This window comes from Streptomyces sp. NPDC043746 (assembly GCF_056436485.1).
The window spans coordinates 42,878-59,211 of record NZ_JBWKCM010000022.1 but is presented as its reverse complement, the minus strand read 5'-3'; the positions used below and the strand labels follow the sequence as shown (position 1 = coordinate 59,211).

Here is a 16,334-nt window from a genome sequence, read left to right as displayed (position 1 = left end):
GCACCTCTTTCACTCGGGGCCCCGTGCACAGGTCGGCGGTGCACGGGGCCGACGCCCACGACGTCGTCAAGGCGGCCCGTCCCGCCCTGGACGGCGGTCGGCGGGGCGTTATCAGCGCCTTTGCGGTGAGAGGCCCGGCAGGCACCGATGCGGCAGCCGAGCGGTGCCCGGGGAACCGGTGATACCGCCGATGCGCGTGCACGGGGTGCGGCGTGAGAGTGGCGACCGCCGACGAAACGGCGTCGGCAGCCACGCGGTGCGCCCCGACAGCCCCCGGACGACGGGCTCGTGGGGCTCGCGTGGTGTGGTTCCGCCACCACCGAGAGGACCCCCACCGTGCAGCAGCACCTCCTCCCCTCACGCCAGCACCCCCCGCGCCCGAGCCGCTCCCGTACGCTGACGGGCCTGCTGGCCTCCGCCGCGGCCACCGCAGGCCTCCTGCTGACGGCCCTGGCACCCGGTGCCCAGGCGTCCGCCGCCGCCAACCCCCACGAGCGCGGCCCCGCCCCCACCAACGCCTCCATCGAGGCGAGCCGCGGCCCGTACGCCACCTCCCAGACCTCCGTCCCCTCGCTCGTCGCGAGCGGCTTCGGCGGCGGCACCATCTACTACCCGACCTCCACCGCCGACGGCACCTTCGGCGCGGTCGTCATCTCGCCCGGCTTCACCGCCTACCAGTCCTCCATCGCCTGGCTCGGCCCGCGCCTGGCCTCGCAGGGCTTCGTGGTCTTCACCATCGACACCAACACCACGCTCGACCAGCCCGACAGCCGGGGCCGCCAACTCCTGGCCGCGCTCGACTACCTGACCCAGCGCAGCTCGGTACGGACCCGGGTCGACGCGACCCGGCTCGGCGTGATGGGCCACTCGATGGGCGGCGGTGGCTCCCTCGAAGCCGCCAAGAGCCGTACGTCCCTGAAGGCGGCGATCCCGCTGACCGGCTGGAACACCGACAAGACCTGGCCCGAACTGCGCACGCCCACCCTGGTGGTGGGGGCGGACGGCGACTCGGTCGCCCCGGTCGCCACCCACTCGAAGCCGTTCTACGCGTCGCTGCCCGACTCGCTGGACAAGGCGTACCTGGAGCTGCGGGGCGCCTCGCACTTCACACCGAACACCTCCAACACCACGATCGCGAAGTACAGCATTTCGTGGCTGAAGCGCTTCATCGACAACGACACCCGCTACGAGCAGTTCCTCTGCCCGATCCCGAGCCCGAGCCTCACCATCGCGGAGTACCGGGGCACCTGCCCGCACACGTCGTAGACCGTCCCCGGCGGCTTCGGCACTGTGCCCGCGCACAGCGCCGGAGCCGCCGGGCTGGGAGCCCGCACCGCCCTGGCGGGGCGGCGGGACGCGCACCTTCCGCGCCCGGCTGCCCCGCCCCTACCGTGCCGACGTGACCTCATCGACGACCGTGCACAGTCCGCTCCGGCTGTACGGCCGCAGCGGTGAACTGGCCGTCCTGTACGGCATGTCGGCCCGGCTGCGACAGGGCGACGGCGGTGCGCTGGTGCTGGCGGCGCCCCCCGGCCTCGGCCGTACGGCCCTGCTGCGCGAGGCGGCCGCCGCCCACCGCCCGTACGGCCCGGTGCTGTACGCGGACGGCCCGCACGCCCTCGCGGTCCCGTCCGCCGGGACCGATCCACCGACCCCCGACGCCCTGCTCGCCCGGCTCCGTGAACGGGCCGCCGGACGGCCGCTGCTGGTCTGCGCGGACGACGCACACGCCTGGGACCCGGCATGCCGCGCCGCCCTCGGCCAGACGGCCCGCCGCCTCGGCGCGGGCAGCCCGATCACGCTCCTGATCGCCACCGACGACGGCCCCGCCCTCCCCGGGCTGCCCGCCCTCCGCCTCGGTCCCCTGGACGAGGAGGCGTCGGCGGCCCTCCTGGACCGGCTGGCGTCGGCCGCAATCCTGGACCGGCCTGCCGGAGCCGCAACGGACCCGTACACCGGTACGGGGGTACTCGACCCGGTCGTCCGCGCCGAGCTGCTCCGGGAGGCGGCGGGCAACCCCGGCCTGCTCACCGGGCTCACCCACCGCCTCACCCCCGACCAGCTCACCGGCCGCGCCCCGCTGCCCTGTCCGCTGCCCGGCGCCGAGGGCGTGCTTCAGGCATACGCGTACCGCCTGAACGCGCTCCCGGCGCACACCCGCGTCCTGCTCCTGCTGGCGGCCGCCGCCCAGGAACACGAGCCCGCCGGCACGGGCGCGGACGCGCTGCTCCTCCTGCGCGCCGGCACCCGGGCGGGGCTGCCCCGGGACTTCCTGGACGAGGCCCTGTTCGGCCCGTCCGCGACCGGGGGCCTGCTCCAACGCTCAGGCAGCCGCGCCCATGTCACCCCGCCACTGGCCGCCCGTGCCCTCCTGCACCACGCGCCCCCTTCCCGCCGCCGCGCCGCCCACGAACTGCTCGCAGCCCTGCTGGAGGAGACGGCGGACCGCACGGGGACACCGGATGCGCGCCCGGCGGGGACGGATGCGTGCCCGGCGGGGACGGCCGCCCGACCGGCGGGGGCCGATACCCGCCCGGCCTCCTCTCGGGCCGTCGGCCGCGCCGCCCCGCTCGCCGCCCTCGTCCAGCGGGCCTGTGCCGCGCCGGGCCCCGACGAGGCGCTGGCCGCCCGGCTGGAGGCGGCGGCCACCGCCCCGTACCCGCACGCCGAACGCGCCTCGGCCCTGGCCCGTGCCGCCACGCTCACCTCCGACCCGCTTCTGCGTACGGCCCGCCTCGCCGTCGCCGCGGAACAGGCAGCCCTCGCAGGCACGCCGGACCGGGCCCGCGCCCTCCTGGCCCGCATCGCCGCCCCGACGGAATCGCAGCCCGCCCACGCCCCCGCGCCTGCGACGAGAGGGGGAGGGCGCGCTCCCGAGCCCGGCCGCCCGGCGTCAGTCCGGGTGCCGGCACGCGCCCACGGAGGTGGGCCCGCAGGCGGCCCGCGCCCGACCGCCGAGCCCGGCCGGGAACCGGCACCCGGCCGCCCCGCGCCGGACCGGGCATCGACGCCTCCCCTCGACCAGACGCCCGCGCCCGACCGCGCCCCCGCTCGGATGCCCGCGTCGGGACCGGGGGCCGGCCGTCTGGCGCCCTACCAGGCCCCGGGCCCCATTCCCGACCGGGCACCCGCTCCCGTCCACCCCCACGCCCCCACCGCGGCCGGCCCGGGGACCGCCCTCGTTCCCTACGTCCACGGCCTCCTCGCCCTGCGTACCGGCCCCGCCGTCGACGCGTACGAAGCTCTGCTCGCCGCCGCCGCGCTGCTCGGGCCGCTCGATCCCGGCCGGGCGATCGGCGCGCTCCTCGGGGCCGCCGAGGCCGCCTGGGTGCGGGGGGACGCGGTCGGGTACCTGGAGGCCATGGGGCGCGTCGACCCCGTCCCGTACGGCGACGCCTTCGCCTCCTACCGGGCGGGGATGTGCGCCGTGCTCGCCGGGCGGACCGCCGAGGGCCACGCCCTGCTCCGGCGGTGCCTCGACCTGGACGGTACCGGCGACCCCGCCGGTCTCCTCCGGGCCGGGGTCGCCGCGCTCGTCCTCGGGGAGGTGGCCGCCGCCTGCCGTATCGGGGCGCGGGCGCTCGGGGCCGTACGGACCCGGGGGCCTGAGGCGTTGCTGCCGCAGGCTCTGGAGCACCTCGCCTACGCCGAGCTGCGGGCCGGGCTGCACGCGGCGGCCCGGGCCCATGCCCTGGAGGGGCTGCACGCCGCCCGGCGGACCGGGCAGCCCAACAGCTCCGTCCCCCTCCACGCCGTCCTGGCCCTCGCCGCCTCCGTGGAAGGGCCCGCCGAGGCCTGTGCCGCCCACTGCGAGGCCGCGCTGGCCGGTGCCGTACCGCACGGGCTCACCCAGCCCGCGACCCTCGCCACCTGGGCCCGGGCCCGCGCCGACCTGGCCGCCGGACGGCCCGAGGAGGCCGCCGCCCGGCTCGGTCCGCTCGTACGCCCCGGGCCCCGGCAGGGCCACTTCGCCGCCCGGATGCTCGCCGTGCCCTGTTACGTCGAGGCCGTCACCCTCGGTGGGCGGGGTGGTGAACTCCTCCCCGTCGTGGACGAGTTCGCCGGATGGGCTGATCGGACCGCCGATCCCCAGGCCCCCGCCCAGCTCGCCCGCTGCCGCGCCCTGCTGGCCCCCGCCGAGGAGGCCGACGCCCGGTACGGGGAGGCCCTGGCCCACCACGAACGGGCGGGCGGCGACTTCGAGCGGGCCCGCACCCTGCTCCTGTACGGGCAGTGGCTGCGCCGCCGTCGGCGTACCCGCGAGGCCCGCACCCCGCTGCGCGACGCCCTCGTCGCCTTCCAGCGCTGCTCGGCCCGCGCCTGGGCCGAGCGGGCGGGCGGGGAGTTGCGGGCGGCGGGGGAGCCGGTCCTCGGGGCGGCACGGGACACGGGCGGCGACGGGGTGCTCGCCGCGCTCACCCCGCAGCAGCAGCGCATCGCCCGGTGCGTCGCCGAAGGGGCCACCAACCGCGAGGTCGCCCTCCGGCTCTCGCTCAGCCCGCGCACGGTCGACCACCACCTCCGCAACGTCTTCGCCGCCCTCTCCATCCGCTCCCGAACCGAACTGGCCCGGCTGCTCGGCCCGCAGAGCCCGTGACCGGCGGGTGGACCGGTGGTTGCGAGACCGTGATGACAAGTTCCGCGCAGACCCCTAGGTACCGACCGGGCGGTATGCCATTCTGCGGGCGTCAGGATCGCCCGGCCGCGCCCGCGCCCCGCCGGGCCGGGTGCTCCGAGCCGGCCGTTCGCGCGGCCGGCCGATCTCCGGTGGAGGCCGCCATGCCCCAGCTCGTCCGTCCGCGGTTCGCGGCGCTGCACGGCACGCACCACGCGACGCCGTTGCCCCAGCGCTTCCGTTCCCTGGCCGACCGCGAAGCCGTCGAGGTGCTGCACCGGGCCGCCCGGGTCCTCGTGGCCTCGCTCCCGGCCCTCACCGACCGGCTCGTGGAGGCCCTGTACGAACAGGAGCCCGGCTACCGGGCGGCCATCGACGCCGACAGGTCCGAGGTCTGGCAGGAGGTCCACCACTCCCTGCGCCACAACGTCGGCTCGCTGCTCCAGCCCAAGGAGTTCCGCGACGCCGCCCACCGCACCTCCCGCTGGATCGGTGAGATCCGCGCCGGACAGGGCGTCCCCCTCGACGCGGTCCTCCACGCCTTCCGCATGGGCGGCGCGATGGTCTGGCAGGACCTGGTGGAGGAGACGGCCCGCCGCGACCCCGACGACGTACGGCTGCTCGTCCATGTCGCCACCGATGTGTGGAACTTCGTCGACGAGCACTGCGGCATCGTCGCGGACGCCTACCGGCAGGCCGAGCGCCGGCTGACCTGGCAGCGGGAGAACCGGCAGCGGCTGGTGATCGCGGCGCTGCTCGACGGGAGTGCCCGGATCGCGGACCTCAGCGACGCGGCGGCCATGCTGGGCCTGCCGGAACAGGGGCGGTACGCGGTGCTCGCGGTGGCTTCCGTACGGCGCGGCGGCCCCCAGCAGCCGCAGTCGGGTCCGGCTCCGGGGCCGCGGCCGGGGGCCCGGCCGGCGCTGAGCCTGCCGTCCGCCCTGCCGGACACCGCTCCGAAGGAGCCGGACGGACCCCCTGGGCTCCCCGGCGCCGCCCCCCTCCCGCACGCGGGACCGGACGCCCGCCCGGGGACACCCCCGCTCCCCGGCACGGCCCCCACCGCCCCCCTCTGGCACACCGGCCCCGACGCCGAGTTCGCCATCCTCCGGCTCACCGGCGCCCCGGGCGAGCTGCACGCCGTCGCCGCCGCCCTGGACGCCCCGGACGGGACCCGGGCGGGGATCGGCTCCGCCGTCGACGGGCTGGCCGCGCTCGGGGACGCCCGGCGGCTGGCGGAGACCGCGCTGCGGGCCTGTCCGCTCTCCGGGGGCACGGTCGTGCTCGACGAGCACCTCCCGGACGCCCTGGTCGTCTCCTCCCCGGCCCTCGGCTCCGCCCTCGCCGCCCGGGTGCTCGGGCCCCTGGAGCGGCTCGACCCCTCGGACCGGGACGTCATCCTGGAGACCCTGACGGCCTGGCTCGACGCGGACGGCTCGGCCCAGCGGGCGAGCGCGCGGCTCTACTGCCACCGCAACACCGTCCTCAACCGGCTCCGCCGCTTCGAACAGCTCACGGGCCGCTGCCTCACCCGCCCCCGGGACGCCGTCGAGGTCTCCCTCGCCCTGGCCGCCCGGCGGCTCCTGGGAACGTGAGGCAAGCCCTACATCCCCAGCTCCGAGCGGTGCAGCCGGTCCACCGCCTCCTTCTCGCCCTCCACCTGCACATCCGCCGCGTCCTGCCGGCCGAACGCGAACAGCAGCAGCTCCGAGGGCTCCCCGGTCACCGTCACCACCGGGGCGCCCTTGTGGGCCACCGCCGTGCGGCCGTCCGGGCGGCGCAGCACCAGCCCCACCGGGGAGCGGCGGCCCAGCAGCCGGGCGCTCTTCTCGGTGTGCGACCAGAGGACATCCGCGAAGACCGGGTCCAGCTCGCGCCGTGACCAGTCCGGCTGGGCCCGGCGCACGTCCTCCGCGTGGATGAAGAACTCCACCGTGTTCGCCGCCTCGTCGATCTGCTTGAGGGACATCGGGGAGAACCGGGGCGGCCCCGTCCGGATCAGCTGGATCAGCTCCTCGTACGGCTTCGCCGCGAACTCCGCCTGCACCCGCTCCAGCCGGCTCTTCAGCGCGCCGATCACCAGCCCGCCCGCCGCGTCCGCCCGGCGCTCCCGGACCACCACATGGGCGGCGAGGTCACGGGTCTTCCAGCCCTCGCACAGGGTCGGGGCCCCGGGACCGGCCGCCTCCAACAGATCGGCCAGCAGGAGACGTTCACGCTTCGCATGGGTCGACATGCCCGCCAGCGTACGGCCGTCGACCGGGGTCCGCCCAGTGGACGTCCGCCCGGAGAGCCCCCGCCACCACGGCACAATGGGCCCATGACCAGCACGCCCGGCCCCACGCCGCCCACCAGCCGCCTCGACCCCGCCATCGCCGCGCGCCTCAAGCGCGGCGCCGACGGTCTGGTCCCGGCCATCGCCCAGCAGTACGACACCGGCGAGGTGCTGATGCTCGGCTGGATGGACGACGAGGCGCTGCACCGCACCCTCACCACGGGCCGCTGCACCTACTGGTCGCGCAGCCGCCAGGAGTACTGGGTCAAGGGCGACACCTCCGGCCACATCCAGCGGGTGAAGTCCGTCGCCCTGGACTGCGACGCCGACACCGTGCTGGTCAAGGTCGACCAGACCGGCGCCGCCTGCCACACCGGCGACCGCACCTGCTTCGACGCCGACGTCCTCACCCCCCTCGACAGCTAAGGTCCGGCCATGGATCTCGACACCTTCCGCAAACTGGCCGTCGACCGGCGCGTCGTCCCCGTCAGCCGCCGCCTCCTCGCGGACGGCGACACCCCGGTCGGCCTCTACCGCAAGCTCGCCGCCGAGCGCCCCGGCACCTTCCTGCTGGAGTCCGCGGAGAACGGCCGCACCTGGTCGCGCTACTCCTTCATCGGCGTACGCAGCGCCGCCACCCTCACCGCCCGCGACGGCGCGGCCCACTGGCTCGGCACCCCGCCCGTCGGCGTCCCCGTCGACGGCGACCCGCTGGAGGCCCTGCGCGCCACCGTCGAGACCCTGCACACCCCGCGCGACCTGGTCGAGGACGCGGGGCTGCCCCCGTTCACCGGCGGCATGGTCGGCTACCTCGGCTACGACGTCGTGCGCCGCCTGGAGAAGATCGGTGAGTACGGCGGCGACGACCTGAAGCTGCCCGAGCTGACCATGCTCCTCACCTCGGACCTCGCCGTGCTCGACCACCAGAACGGCACGGTCCAGCTGATCGCCAACGCGATCAACCACAACGACCTCTCGACCGGCGTCGACGAGGCGTACGCGGACGCCGTCGCCCGGCTCGACGCGATGGAGCGGGACCTGCGCCGCCCGGTCGAGAACGCCCCCGCCGTCCTGCCCCCCTCCGAGCTGCCCCCGTACACCGCGCTCTGGGGCGGCGCGTCCTACCAGGAGGCCGTGGAGGACATCAAGGAGCGCATCCGGGCCGGCGAGGCCTTCCAGGTCGTGCCCTCGCAGCGCTTCGAGACCCCGTGCACGGCGAGTGCCCTGGACGTCTACCGGGTGCTGCGGGCCACCAACCCCTCCCCGTACATGTACCTCTTCCGCTTCGACGGGTTCGACGTCGTCGGCTCCAGCCCCGAGGCCCTGGTCAAGGTCGAGGGCGGCCGGGCGATGGTCCACCCGATCGCCGGGACCCGGCACCGGGGCGCCACCCCGCAGGAGGACCAGGCGCTCGCGGAGGAGCTGCTCGCGGACCCCAAGGAGCGCGCCGAGCACCTGATGCTCGTCGACCTCGGCCGCAACGACCTGGGCCGGGTCTGCGAGCCGGGCAGCGTGGAGGTCGTCGACTTCATGTCCATCGAGCGGTACTCACACGTCATGCACATCGTCTCCACCGTCACCGGCCGCGTCACCGAGGACCGCACCGCCTTCGACGTCCTCACCGCCTGCTTCCCCGCGGGCACCCTCTCCGGCGCCCCCAAGCCCCGGGCCATGCAGATCATCGAGGAGCTGGAGCCGAGCCGCCGCGGACTGTACGGAGGCTGCGTCGGCTACCTCGACTTCGCCGGGGACTCCGACACCGCCATCGCCATCCGCACCGCCCTGCTCCGCGACGGCACCGCGTATGTGCAGGCCGGAGCGGGGGTCGTCGCGGACTCCGACCCGGTCGCGGAGGACAACGAGTGCCGCAACAAGGCCGCCGCCGTGCTCCGCGCCGTCCATACCGCCAACCGGCTCCACGGCCGGTGAGGCCGTGAGGGATAGTGGATGACGTGAGTGCCGCCCCCGTACCCCAGCCCCGCGCCGTCACCGCCGACCCCGAGTCCGAGGCGCCCTCCGCGCCCGCGCCGGACGCGGAACCCGCAGCCGTGCCCGAAGCGGCGGCCGCTCCCGGCACGGACGCGGAAACGGCCTCGGACACGGACGCCGCGACCGCCTCGGCTCCCGGTGTCGCGTCCGCCTCCCCGGGCGGCGGAAGCGGCCGACGGTCGCTCGCGGCCGGGCTGCTCCTGGGCGCGGCGGGCGCGACCGTCGTCCTGCTGGCCTCCGGCCGGACCTGGGCCGAGGGCCTGGCGGCCACCGGTGGGGGTGCCCTGCCGCTGACCGCCGACGGGCGGGACGTCACCGGCGCCCCGGCCGCCCTGGCCGTGGTCGGCCTGGCCGCCCTCCTCGCCGTCTTCGCCGTCCGGGGCGTCGGCCGCCGCACGGTGGCCGTCCTCCTCGCCCTCAGCGGCCTCGGCGCCACGGTCAGCGCCTGGGCGGGCGCGTCCGACAGCACGGCCCTCGACGAGCAGGCCGCCCGCACCACGGGTGACACGGCCGCCACCATCAACGCCCTCACCCACACCGCCTGGCCCTACGTCACCGCTGCCGGCGGCCTGCTGATCCTGCTCGCCGGGCTCCTCGCCCTGCGCTACGGGGACCGCTGGCCCACGATGTCCGGCCGCTACGAACGCGACGGCACCCCACGTCCCCGCAGGGCCCCCCGCACCGACCCGGACCCGGACCGGCCTGAGGAGCTGTGGAAGGCGCTGGACCGGGGCGAGGACCCGACGGGCCGGGCACCGGCCGGACACCGGTCGGACACACCCGACGGGTGACCCCCCGCTCACCTCCTGTGCCCCCGTGCGGGACAATGGAGGCGAGCCGTCCTCCGAGCGGCAGCTACAGCGACACACACCGCGAACCCACAGCGCAACACCAACAAGGAGCAACTCATGGCGGGCAGCAGCCACGGACACACCCCGGCCGCCTGGACCGGTGTCATCATCTCCTTCATCGGCTTCTGCGTCGCAGGCGTCTTCATGGTCGCGGCCAACCCGCTCGGCTTCTGGGCCGGTATCGCCGTCATCTTCGGCGGCGGCATCGTCGGTTACGCCATGAAGCTCGCCGGCCTCGGCATGCCGAAGGAGTCCGCCGAACTGGCGGAGGCCCGCGCCCGCGCCGGAGAGGCCCAGGTCTCCCACTGACACCCCGCCGGCCCGTCCGCGCGGCCGACACGCAGCAAGGCGCAGTCCCGGTGGGGCTGCGCCTTTCCGTATGAGCGGCGACAATCACCGGGTGAACGCCTCGCCCACCCCCTCCGCCGCCCCCGAGCCCCCGGGCCCGGACCCGACTCCGGAAGCCGCGCCTCAGGGTGCCGGTCCCCGGACCATGCCCCTGACCGTCTGCCCGACTCCGGACACGGCCCGCCCGCAACTAGCCCGTCCGGGCGTGAAAGGGCCCCGAACGGACCGGGAGGGGCCCCGGACGGGGTGGAAGGGCCTCGCCACCCCTCTCGGCATCCTCGCCGCCGTCGCCGGTGCCTTCGCGTACGTCGGGACCGTCGACCCCAACGAGCCCGGCCACTACCCCGTCTGCCCGCTGCTCAAGCTGACCAGCACCTTCTGCCCCGGCTGCGGCGGCCTCCGCAGTGCCCACGCCTTCATCCACGGCGATCTCGGGGCCGCCTTCTCGGCCAACGCGGTCGCCACCGCCGGCTACTTCCTCTTCGCCGCGCTCTGGGTGCTCTGGCTGGTCCGGGCCTGGCGCGGGCAGCCCCTGCGGATCCGGTTGGCACCCGCCTGGTGGTGGGGGATCGGAGCCGTGCTGCTGATCTTCACCGTCGTCCGGAATCTGCCCTTCGGCTCGGCCCTGGCCCCCTGAATGCCCAGGTAGTGGGACGCGGCGTGGCCGGATGCGGGCCCCGGGGCCTCCTGCGGATACCATCGGTGTGGCTGATCCTGTTCACCGTCAACCGTCCCGGAAGGGGGCCGCTCGCGTGAGTGTGCTCGACGAGATCATCGACGGCGTTCGCGCCGACCTCGCGGAGCGGCAGGCGCGCGTCAGCCTCGACGAGCTGAAGGAGCGCGCGGCCCGTGCTCCCCAGGCCAAGGACGGAGTCGCCGCCCTGCGCGGCGAGGGCGTCACCGTCATCTGCGAGGTCAAGCGCTCGTCCCCGTCCAAGGGGGCCCTGGCCGCCATCGCGGACCCCGCCGGCCTCGCCGCGGACTACGAGGCGGGCGGCGCGTCCGTCATCTCGGTCCTCACCGAGGAGCGCCGCTTCGGCGGTTCGCTCGCGGACCTGGAGGCCGTCCGCGCCAAAGTCGACATCCCGGTCCTGCGCAAGGACTTCATCGTCACCTCGTACCAGCTGTGGGAGGCCCGGGCCTACGGCGCCGACCTCGTCCTGCTGATCGTCGCGGCCCTCGACCAGCAGGCCCTGGTCTCCCTCATCGAGCGCGCCGAGTCCATCGGGCTCACCCCGCTCGTCGAGGTGCACGACGAGGAGGAGGTGGAGCGCGCCGTGGACGCCGGAGCCAAGATCATCGGGGTCAACGCGCGCAACCTGAAGGACCTCAAGGTCGACCGCTCCACCTTCGAGCGCGTCGGCCCCGAGATCCCCGACCACATCGTCAAGGTCGCCGAGTCCGGCGTCCGGGGCCCGCACGACCTGATCGCGTACGCCAACGCCGGCGCCGACGCCGTCCTCGTCGGGGAGTCCCTGGTCACCGGCCGCGACCCGCGCGCCGCCGTCGCGGACCTGGTCGCCGCGGGCGCCCACCCGGCCCTCCGCCACGGCCGCGGCTGACCGGGGGCCCTGAGCCGTGACCGACCGTCCCGTGCCCCGCACCCGGCCGGGCCTGCGCCCCGCCGGGGCTCCGGCCCGGGACCCGCACGCCCCGCTGGCGCGCGGGTGCAGGCCGCGTGGCTGCCGCGCCCCTGCCCGGCGCGTCCACGGGCGGCGCGTGCGGTACGTGATCGGGGACGAGCCCGGCCAGGTCAACGGGATGCGATGGCGCCCGGGGTCCGCGCTGTAGGCGAGCCCCGGCCGACGACGTACCGCACCACGCCACTTACTCGTACGTACGACCGCACCACCGCGACCGCAGGCCGGTCCCGGTGGCGCTCGCCGCTCCGCGCATACGGTGAACCCACCCGTTGCCATGCCAAGGAGTACGTCGCATGACGTCCGAGTTCTTCGTTCCGGACCCCGAGGGTCTGACCCCCAGCGCCGAGGGCTATTTCGGTGCCTACGGCGGCAAGTTCATCCCGGAGGCGCTCGTCGCCGCCGTGGACGAGGTCGCCGTCGAGTACGACAAGGCCAAGTCCGACCCGGAGTTCGCCGCCGAGCTCAACGAGCTGATGGTCAACTACACGGGGCGCCCCAGCGCGCTGACCGAGGTACCGCGCTTCGCGGAGCACGCGGGCGGTGCCCGGGTCTTCCTCAAGCGCGAGGACCTGAACCACACCGGCTCGCACAAGATCAACAACGTGCTGGGCCAGGCGCTCCTCACCAAGCGCATGGGCAAGACGCGGGTCATCGCGGAGACCGGGGCCGGTCAGCACGGGGTCGCCACCGCCACCGCCTGCGCCCTCTTCGGCCTCGACTGCACCATCTACATGGGCGAGATCGACACCCGGCGCCAGGCGCTGAACGTGGCCCGGATGCGGATGCTCGGCGCCGAGGTCGTCGCCGTGAAGTCCGGCTCGCGGACGCTGAAGGACGCCATCAACGAGGCGTTCCGCGACTGGGTCGCCAACGTGGACCGCACGCACTACCTCTTCGGTACGGTCGCGGGTCCGCACCCCTTCCCGGCGATGGTCCGCGACTTCCACCGGGTCATCGGCGTCGAGGCCCGCCGCCAGCTCCTGGAGCGCACCGGCCGCCTCCCCGACGCGGCGGTCGCCTGTGTCGGCGGCGGCTCCAACGCCATCGGCCTCTTCCACGCCTTCATCCCGGACGCCGACGTCCGCCTGGTCGGCTGCGAGCCCGCCGGGCACGGTGTGGAGACCGGCGAGCACGCGGCGACCCTGACGGCGGGGGAGCCGGGCATCCTGCACGGATCGCGCTCCTACGTCCTCCAGGACGACGAGGGCCAGATCACCGAGCCGTACTCCATCTCCGCCGGGCTGGACTACCCCGGCATCGGCCCGGAGCACTCCTACCTCAAGGACATCGGGCGCGGTGAGTACCGCGCGGTCACCGACGACGCCGCCATGCAGGCCCTGCGCCTGCTCTCGCGCACCGAGGGGATCATCCCGGCCATCGAGAGCGCCCACGCGCTCGCCGGAGCCCTGGACCTCGGCAAGGAGCTGGGCAAGGACGGGCTGATCCTGGTCAACCTGTCCGGCCGGGGCGACAAGGACATGGACACCGCCGCCCGCTACTTCGGGCTGTACGACACCGACGCCGCCGTGGAGGCGGACGCGGACAGCGACCGCGCCGAGATCGTGGGGGACGCCAAGTGAGCGGCAACATCGAGCTGTTGAGCACCACCCTGGCCGCCGCGAAGGCGGAGGGCCGGGCCGCGCTGATCGCCTACCTCCCGGCCGGCTTCCCGACCGTGGACGGAGGCATCGAGGCGGTCAAGGCCGTCGTCGCGGGCGGCGCGGATGTCGTGGAGGTCGGACTTCCGCACAGCGACCCGGTCCTCGACGGGCCGGTCATCCAGACCGCCGACGACATCGCCCTGCGCGGCGGGGTCCGGATCGCGGACGTGATGCGGACGGTCCGCGAGGCGTACGAGGCCACCGGCGTCCCGATCCTAGTCATGACGTACTGGAACCCCATCGACCGGTACGGAGTCGAGCGCTTCACCGCCGAGCTGGCCGAGGCGGGCGGTGCCGGGTGCATCCTGCCCGACCTGCCGGTCCAGGAGTCCGCGCTGTGGCGCGAGCACGCCGACAAGCACGGCCTCGCCACCGTGTTCGTCGTCGCCCCCAGCAGCCAGGACGCCCGCCTCGCCGCCATCACGGCGGTCGGCAGCGGCTTCGTCTACGCCGCCTCCCTGATGGGCGTCACCGGAACCCGCGCCTCCGTCGGCGCCCAGGCCCAGGAGCTGGTGGGGCGCACCCGCGCCACCACCGATCTGCCGGTCTGCGTCGGCCTCGGGGTCTCCAACGCCGAGCAGGCCGCCGAGGTCGCCGGCTTCGCGGACGGCGTGATCGTCGGCTCGGCCTTCGTCAAGGCCATCCTGGACGCCCCCGACGGGACCGCCGGTCTCGACGCCGTCCGCTCGCTCGCGGGCGAGCTGGCCGAAGGCGTTCGAAAGCGCTGAGCCGCTGGATCACCCGAACGGGTGGATTGTGGACCGGGGAGGCGCGCAGGTGCCTCCCCGGTTCGTTGCTGCGGGTGTGAGCGACAAGATTCCTGAGGGAAACCGAAGTGCGCGTGAGCGCCTGGCCCAGCAGCGCGAGCGGGACAAGGGCCGCGAGAAGCGCCGCCGTACGCTGATCGTCTCCTCCGCCGTGGTCGGCGTGCTGGCGCTGACCGCCGTGATCGGCCTGATCGCGGCCAACGTCGGCAAGGACGGCGACGACACCGCCTCCGGCCCCGCCATCACCCCGTCGGGAGCCACCGGCGAGGCCTCCCTGACCCTCCCCGTCGGTGCCCCCGACGCCCCGTCCACGCTCACGATCTGGGAGGACTTCCGCTGCCCGGTCTGCGCCCAGTTCGAGAACGCCTTCCGGGACACCATCACGGAGCTGGTCGAGGCGGGCCGGCTCAAGGTGGACTACCACCTGGCCACGATCATCGACGGCAACCTGGGCGGCAAGGGCTCGCTGCGCGCCGCCAACGCCGCCGCCTGCGCCCAGGACGTCGGCAAGTTCGCCCCGTACCACGACGTGCTCTTCCGCAACCAGCCCCCCGAGCCCGACGACGCCTTCGCCAAGAACAGCCGGCTGATCGAGCTGGCCGGTGAGGTGAAGGGGCTCGACACGCCGGAGTTCCGCAGCTGCGTGGAGGAGGGCACCCACGACAGCTGGGTCCAGAAGTCCGACACCGCGTTCCGTGAGGGCGGCTTCCAGGGCACCCCGACCGCGCTCCTCAACGGCGAGTCGATCTTCCCGAAGAAGGGCGACGAGCAGATCTCCGTGGAGAACCTGAAGAAGTGGGTCATGGAGGCCAACAAGGGCAAGAAGCCCGGCACCGCCACCCCGTCCGCCGCTCCCGCCTCCTGAGTGCCGAAGAGCCTGCCGGGGCCGGCGGGGCCCCTTGGGATCCGGCGGTGTCGGCAGGGTCCGCCGGGGTCTGACGGGGGCCCGCCCGGGGCACCGGGCGGGCGGGCCCGTGCCGGTGCCCTCGTTACCAGGACGTTGCCGGGCGGCTTGCCGTACCCACCGCCCGGCAAGGTAGCGTCGACCCCGTCATGAACCTTGCCTCCATTCCCAGCCCGTCGACCGGCGTGATCGAGCTAGGCCCGATCCCGCTGCGCGGCTACGCGTTCTGCATCATCATCGGTGTCTTCGTCGCCGTCTGGATCGGCAACAAGCGCTGGGTCGCCCGTGGCGGCAAAGCCGGCACCGTCGCCGACATCGCCGTCTGGGCGGTGCCCTTCGGCCTCGTCGGCGGCCGGCTCTACCACGTGATCACCGACTACCAGCTCTACTTCAGCGAAGGCCGGAACTGGGTCGACGCCTTCAAGATCTGGGAAGGCGGCCTCGGCATCTGGGGCGCCATCGCGCTCGGCGCGGTCGGCGCCTGGATCGGCTGCCGCCGCCGTGGCATCCCGCTCCCCGCCTGGGCGGACGCGCTGGCCCCCGGCATCGCCGTCGCCCAGGCCATCGGCCGCTGGGGCAACTGGTTCAACCAGGAGCTGTACGGCAGGCCGACCGACCTGCCCTGGGCTCTGGAGATCAGCGAGGGCCCGAACCGGGTCGCCGGGACGTACCACCCGACCTTCCTCTACGAGTCGCTGTGGTGCATCGGCGTCGCGCTCCTGGTCGTCTGGGCCGACCGCCGCTTCAAGCTCGGCCACGGACGGGCCTTCGCCCTGTACGTCGCGGCCTACTGCGCCGGTCGCGGCTGGATCGAGTACATGCGGGTCGACGAGGCCCACCACGTCCTGGGTCTGCGCCTGAACGTGTGGACCGCGATCATCGTCTTCGTCCTCGCCGTCACCTACATCGTGATCTCCGCCAGGCTCCGCCCGGGCCGCGAGGAGATCGTCGAACCGGAGAGGCCGGAGAGCGCTGCCGAGTCCGTCGAGAAGAAGGACGGCGCCGAGGAAGCGGACACCCCTGACGCCACGGACGGGGACCCGCTGAAGAAGGACACGCCGCAGGCCCGCGCCGACGACGGCGACCCGCTGCGGAAGAAGGACTCCGCTCCCGAAGCCGCCGACAAGAGCTGACCTCCCGCGCCGCCGCACGGCGCACTCCGCGCCACTCCCGATCGCCGGGGGGGGGGGGGGGGGGGGGGGGGGGGGGGGGGGGGGGGGGGGGGGGGGGGGGTTGGAGTGGTGGGTGAATAGGATGTTGCCGCCGGCCGCGAGCGTCTGG

General features: G+C 74.9%; 15 protein-coding genes. 14 read left to right on the top strand and 1 reads right to left on the bottom strand.

Annotated features, from left to right (window positions below; translation table 11 throughout):
• Positions 1 to 336 precede the first annotated feature (336 nt).
• The 3 genes from bdeA to AC0682_RS22555 all read left to right on the top strand — a co-directional run bounded on the left by bdeA (position 337) and on the right by AC0682_RS22555 (position 6,210).
• Positions 337 to 1,266: a bis(hydroxyethyl) terephthalate hydrolase gene (gene bdeA / locus AC0682_RS22565; protein WP_478534831.1), complete on the top strand. Its 930-nt coding sequence runs from the start codon at positions 337 to 339 to the stop codon at positions 1,264 to 1,266.
• 151 nt (positions 1,267 to 1,417) lie between these two features.
• Positions 1,418 to 4,597 carry a LuxR C-terminal-related transcriptional regulator gene (locus tag AC0682_RS22560; protein ID WP_478534867.1) on the top strand — a complete coding sequence of 1,060 codons (3,180 nt, stop codon included), beginning with the start codon at positions 1,418 to 1,420 and terminating at the stop codon, positions 4,595 to 4,597.
• Positions 4,598 to 4,779: 182 nt separating this feature from the next.
• The gene (locus tag AC0682_RS22555; protein WP_478534830.1) at positions 4,780 to 6,210 is read left to right on the top strand and encodes a PucR family transcriptional regulator; all 1,431 of its coding nucleotides are present in this window, start codon (positions 4,780 to 4,782) and stop codon (positions 6,208 to 6,210) included.
• An 8-nt stretch (positions 6,211 to 6,218) separates the two neighbouring features.
• Here AC0682_RS22555 and AC0682_RS22550 read toward each other — a convergent pair whose 3' ends face one another.
• Positions 6,219 to 6,851 carry a TIGR03085 family metal-binding protein gene (locus tag AC0682_RS22550; RefSeq protein WP_478534829.1) on the bottom strand — a complete coding sequence of 211 codons (633 nt, stop codon included), beginning with the start codon at positions 6,849 to 6,851 and terminating at the stop codon, positions 6,219 to 6,221.
• 84 nt (positions 6,852 to 6,935) lie between these two features.
• Here AC0682_RS22550 and hisI point away from each other — a divergent pair, with 84 nt between their 5' ends.
• The 11 genes from hisI (at position 6,936) to lgt (ending at position 16,186) form a co-directional block, all read left to right on the top strand.
• Positions 6,936 to 7,316, top strand: a complete 381-nt coding sequence (gene hisI, locus AC0682_RS22545) for a phosphoribosyl-AMP cyclohydrolase (RefSeq protein ID WP_478534828.1) — start codon at positions 6,936 to 6,938, stop codon at positions 7,314 to 7,316.
• A gap of 9 nt (positions 7,317 to 7,325) precedes the next feature.
• Positions 7,326 to 8,819 carry an anthranilate synthase component I gene (locus AC0682_RS22540; RefSeq protein WP_478534827.1) on the top strand — a complete coding sequence of 498 codons (1,494 nt, stop codon included), beginning with the start codon at positions 7,326 to 7,328 and terminating at the stop codon, positions 8,817 to 8,819.
• Positions 8,820 to 8,842: 23 nt separating this feature from the next.
• Positions 8,843 to 9,670: a TIGR02234 family membrane protein gene (locus AC0682_RS22535; RefSeq protein WP_478534826.1), complete on the top strand. Its 828-nt coding sequence runs from the start codon at positions 8,843 to 8,845 to the stop codon at positions 9,668 to 9,670.
• Positions 9,671 to 9,787: 117 nt separating this feature from the next.
• A complete protein-coding gene (locus AC0682_RS22530; RefSeq protein WP_478534825.1) occupies positions 9,788 to 10,039 on the top strand; it encodes an HGxxPAAW family protein in 252 nt (83 codons plus the stop codon).
• A gap of 91 nt (positions 10,040 to 10,130) precedes the next feature.
• Positions 10,131 to 10,715: a DUF2752 domain-containing protein gene (locus tag AC0682_RS22525; RefSeq protein ID WP_478534866.1), complete on the top strand. Its 585-nt coding sequence runs from the start codon at positions 10,131 to 10,133 to the stop codon at positions 10,713 to 10,715.
• A gap of 115 nt (positions 10,716 to 10,830) precedes the next feature.
• A complete protein-coding gene (gene trpC / locus AC0682_RS22520; RefSeq protein WP_254812776.1) occupies positions 10,831 to 11,640 on the top strand; it encodes an indole-3-glycerol phosphate synthase TrpC in 810 nt (269 codons plus the stop codon).
• 16 nt (positions 11,641 to 11,656) lie between these two features.
• A complete protein-coding gene (trpM, locus tag AC0682_RS22515; RefSeq protein ID WP_031122030.1) occupies positions 11,657 to 11,869 on the top strand; it encodes a tryptophan biosynthesis modulator TrpM in 213 nt (70 codons plus the stop codon).
• A 145-nt stretch (positions 11,870 to 12,014) separates the two neighbouring features.
• The gene (gene trpB / locus AC0682_RS22510; protein WP_254812777.1) at positions 12,015 to 13,301 is read left to right on the top strand and encodes a tryptophan synthase subunit beta; all 1,287 of its coding nucleotides are present in this window, start codon (positions 12,015 to 12,017) and stop codon (positions 13,299 to 13,301) included.
• Entirely contained in the window at positions 13,298 to 14,110 is an 813-nt protein-coding gene (gene trpA, locus AC0682_RS22505) for a tryptophan synthase subunit alpha (RefSeq protein ID WP_478534824.1), read from the top strand. Before trpB ends, trpA begins: the two co-directional genes overlap by 4 nt.
• 76 nt (positions 14,111 to 14,186) lie before the next feature.
• Positions 14,187 to 15,014: a DsbA family protein gene (locus AC0682_RS22500; protein ID WP_254812779.1), complete on the top strand. Its 828-nt coding sequence runs from the start codon at positions 14,187 to 14,189 to the stop codon at positions 15,012 to 15,014.
• A 188-nt stretch (positions 15,015 to 15,202) separates the two neighbouring features.
• A complete protein-coding gene (gene lgt, locus AC0682_RS22495) occupies positions 15,203 to 16,186 on the top strand; it encodes a prolipoprotein diacylglyceryl transferase (protein ID WP_478534823.1) in 984 nt (327 codons plus the stop codon).
• Positions 16,187 to 16,334: the final 148 nt, after the last annotated feature.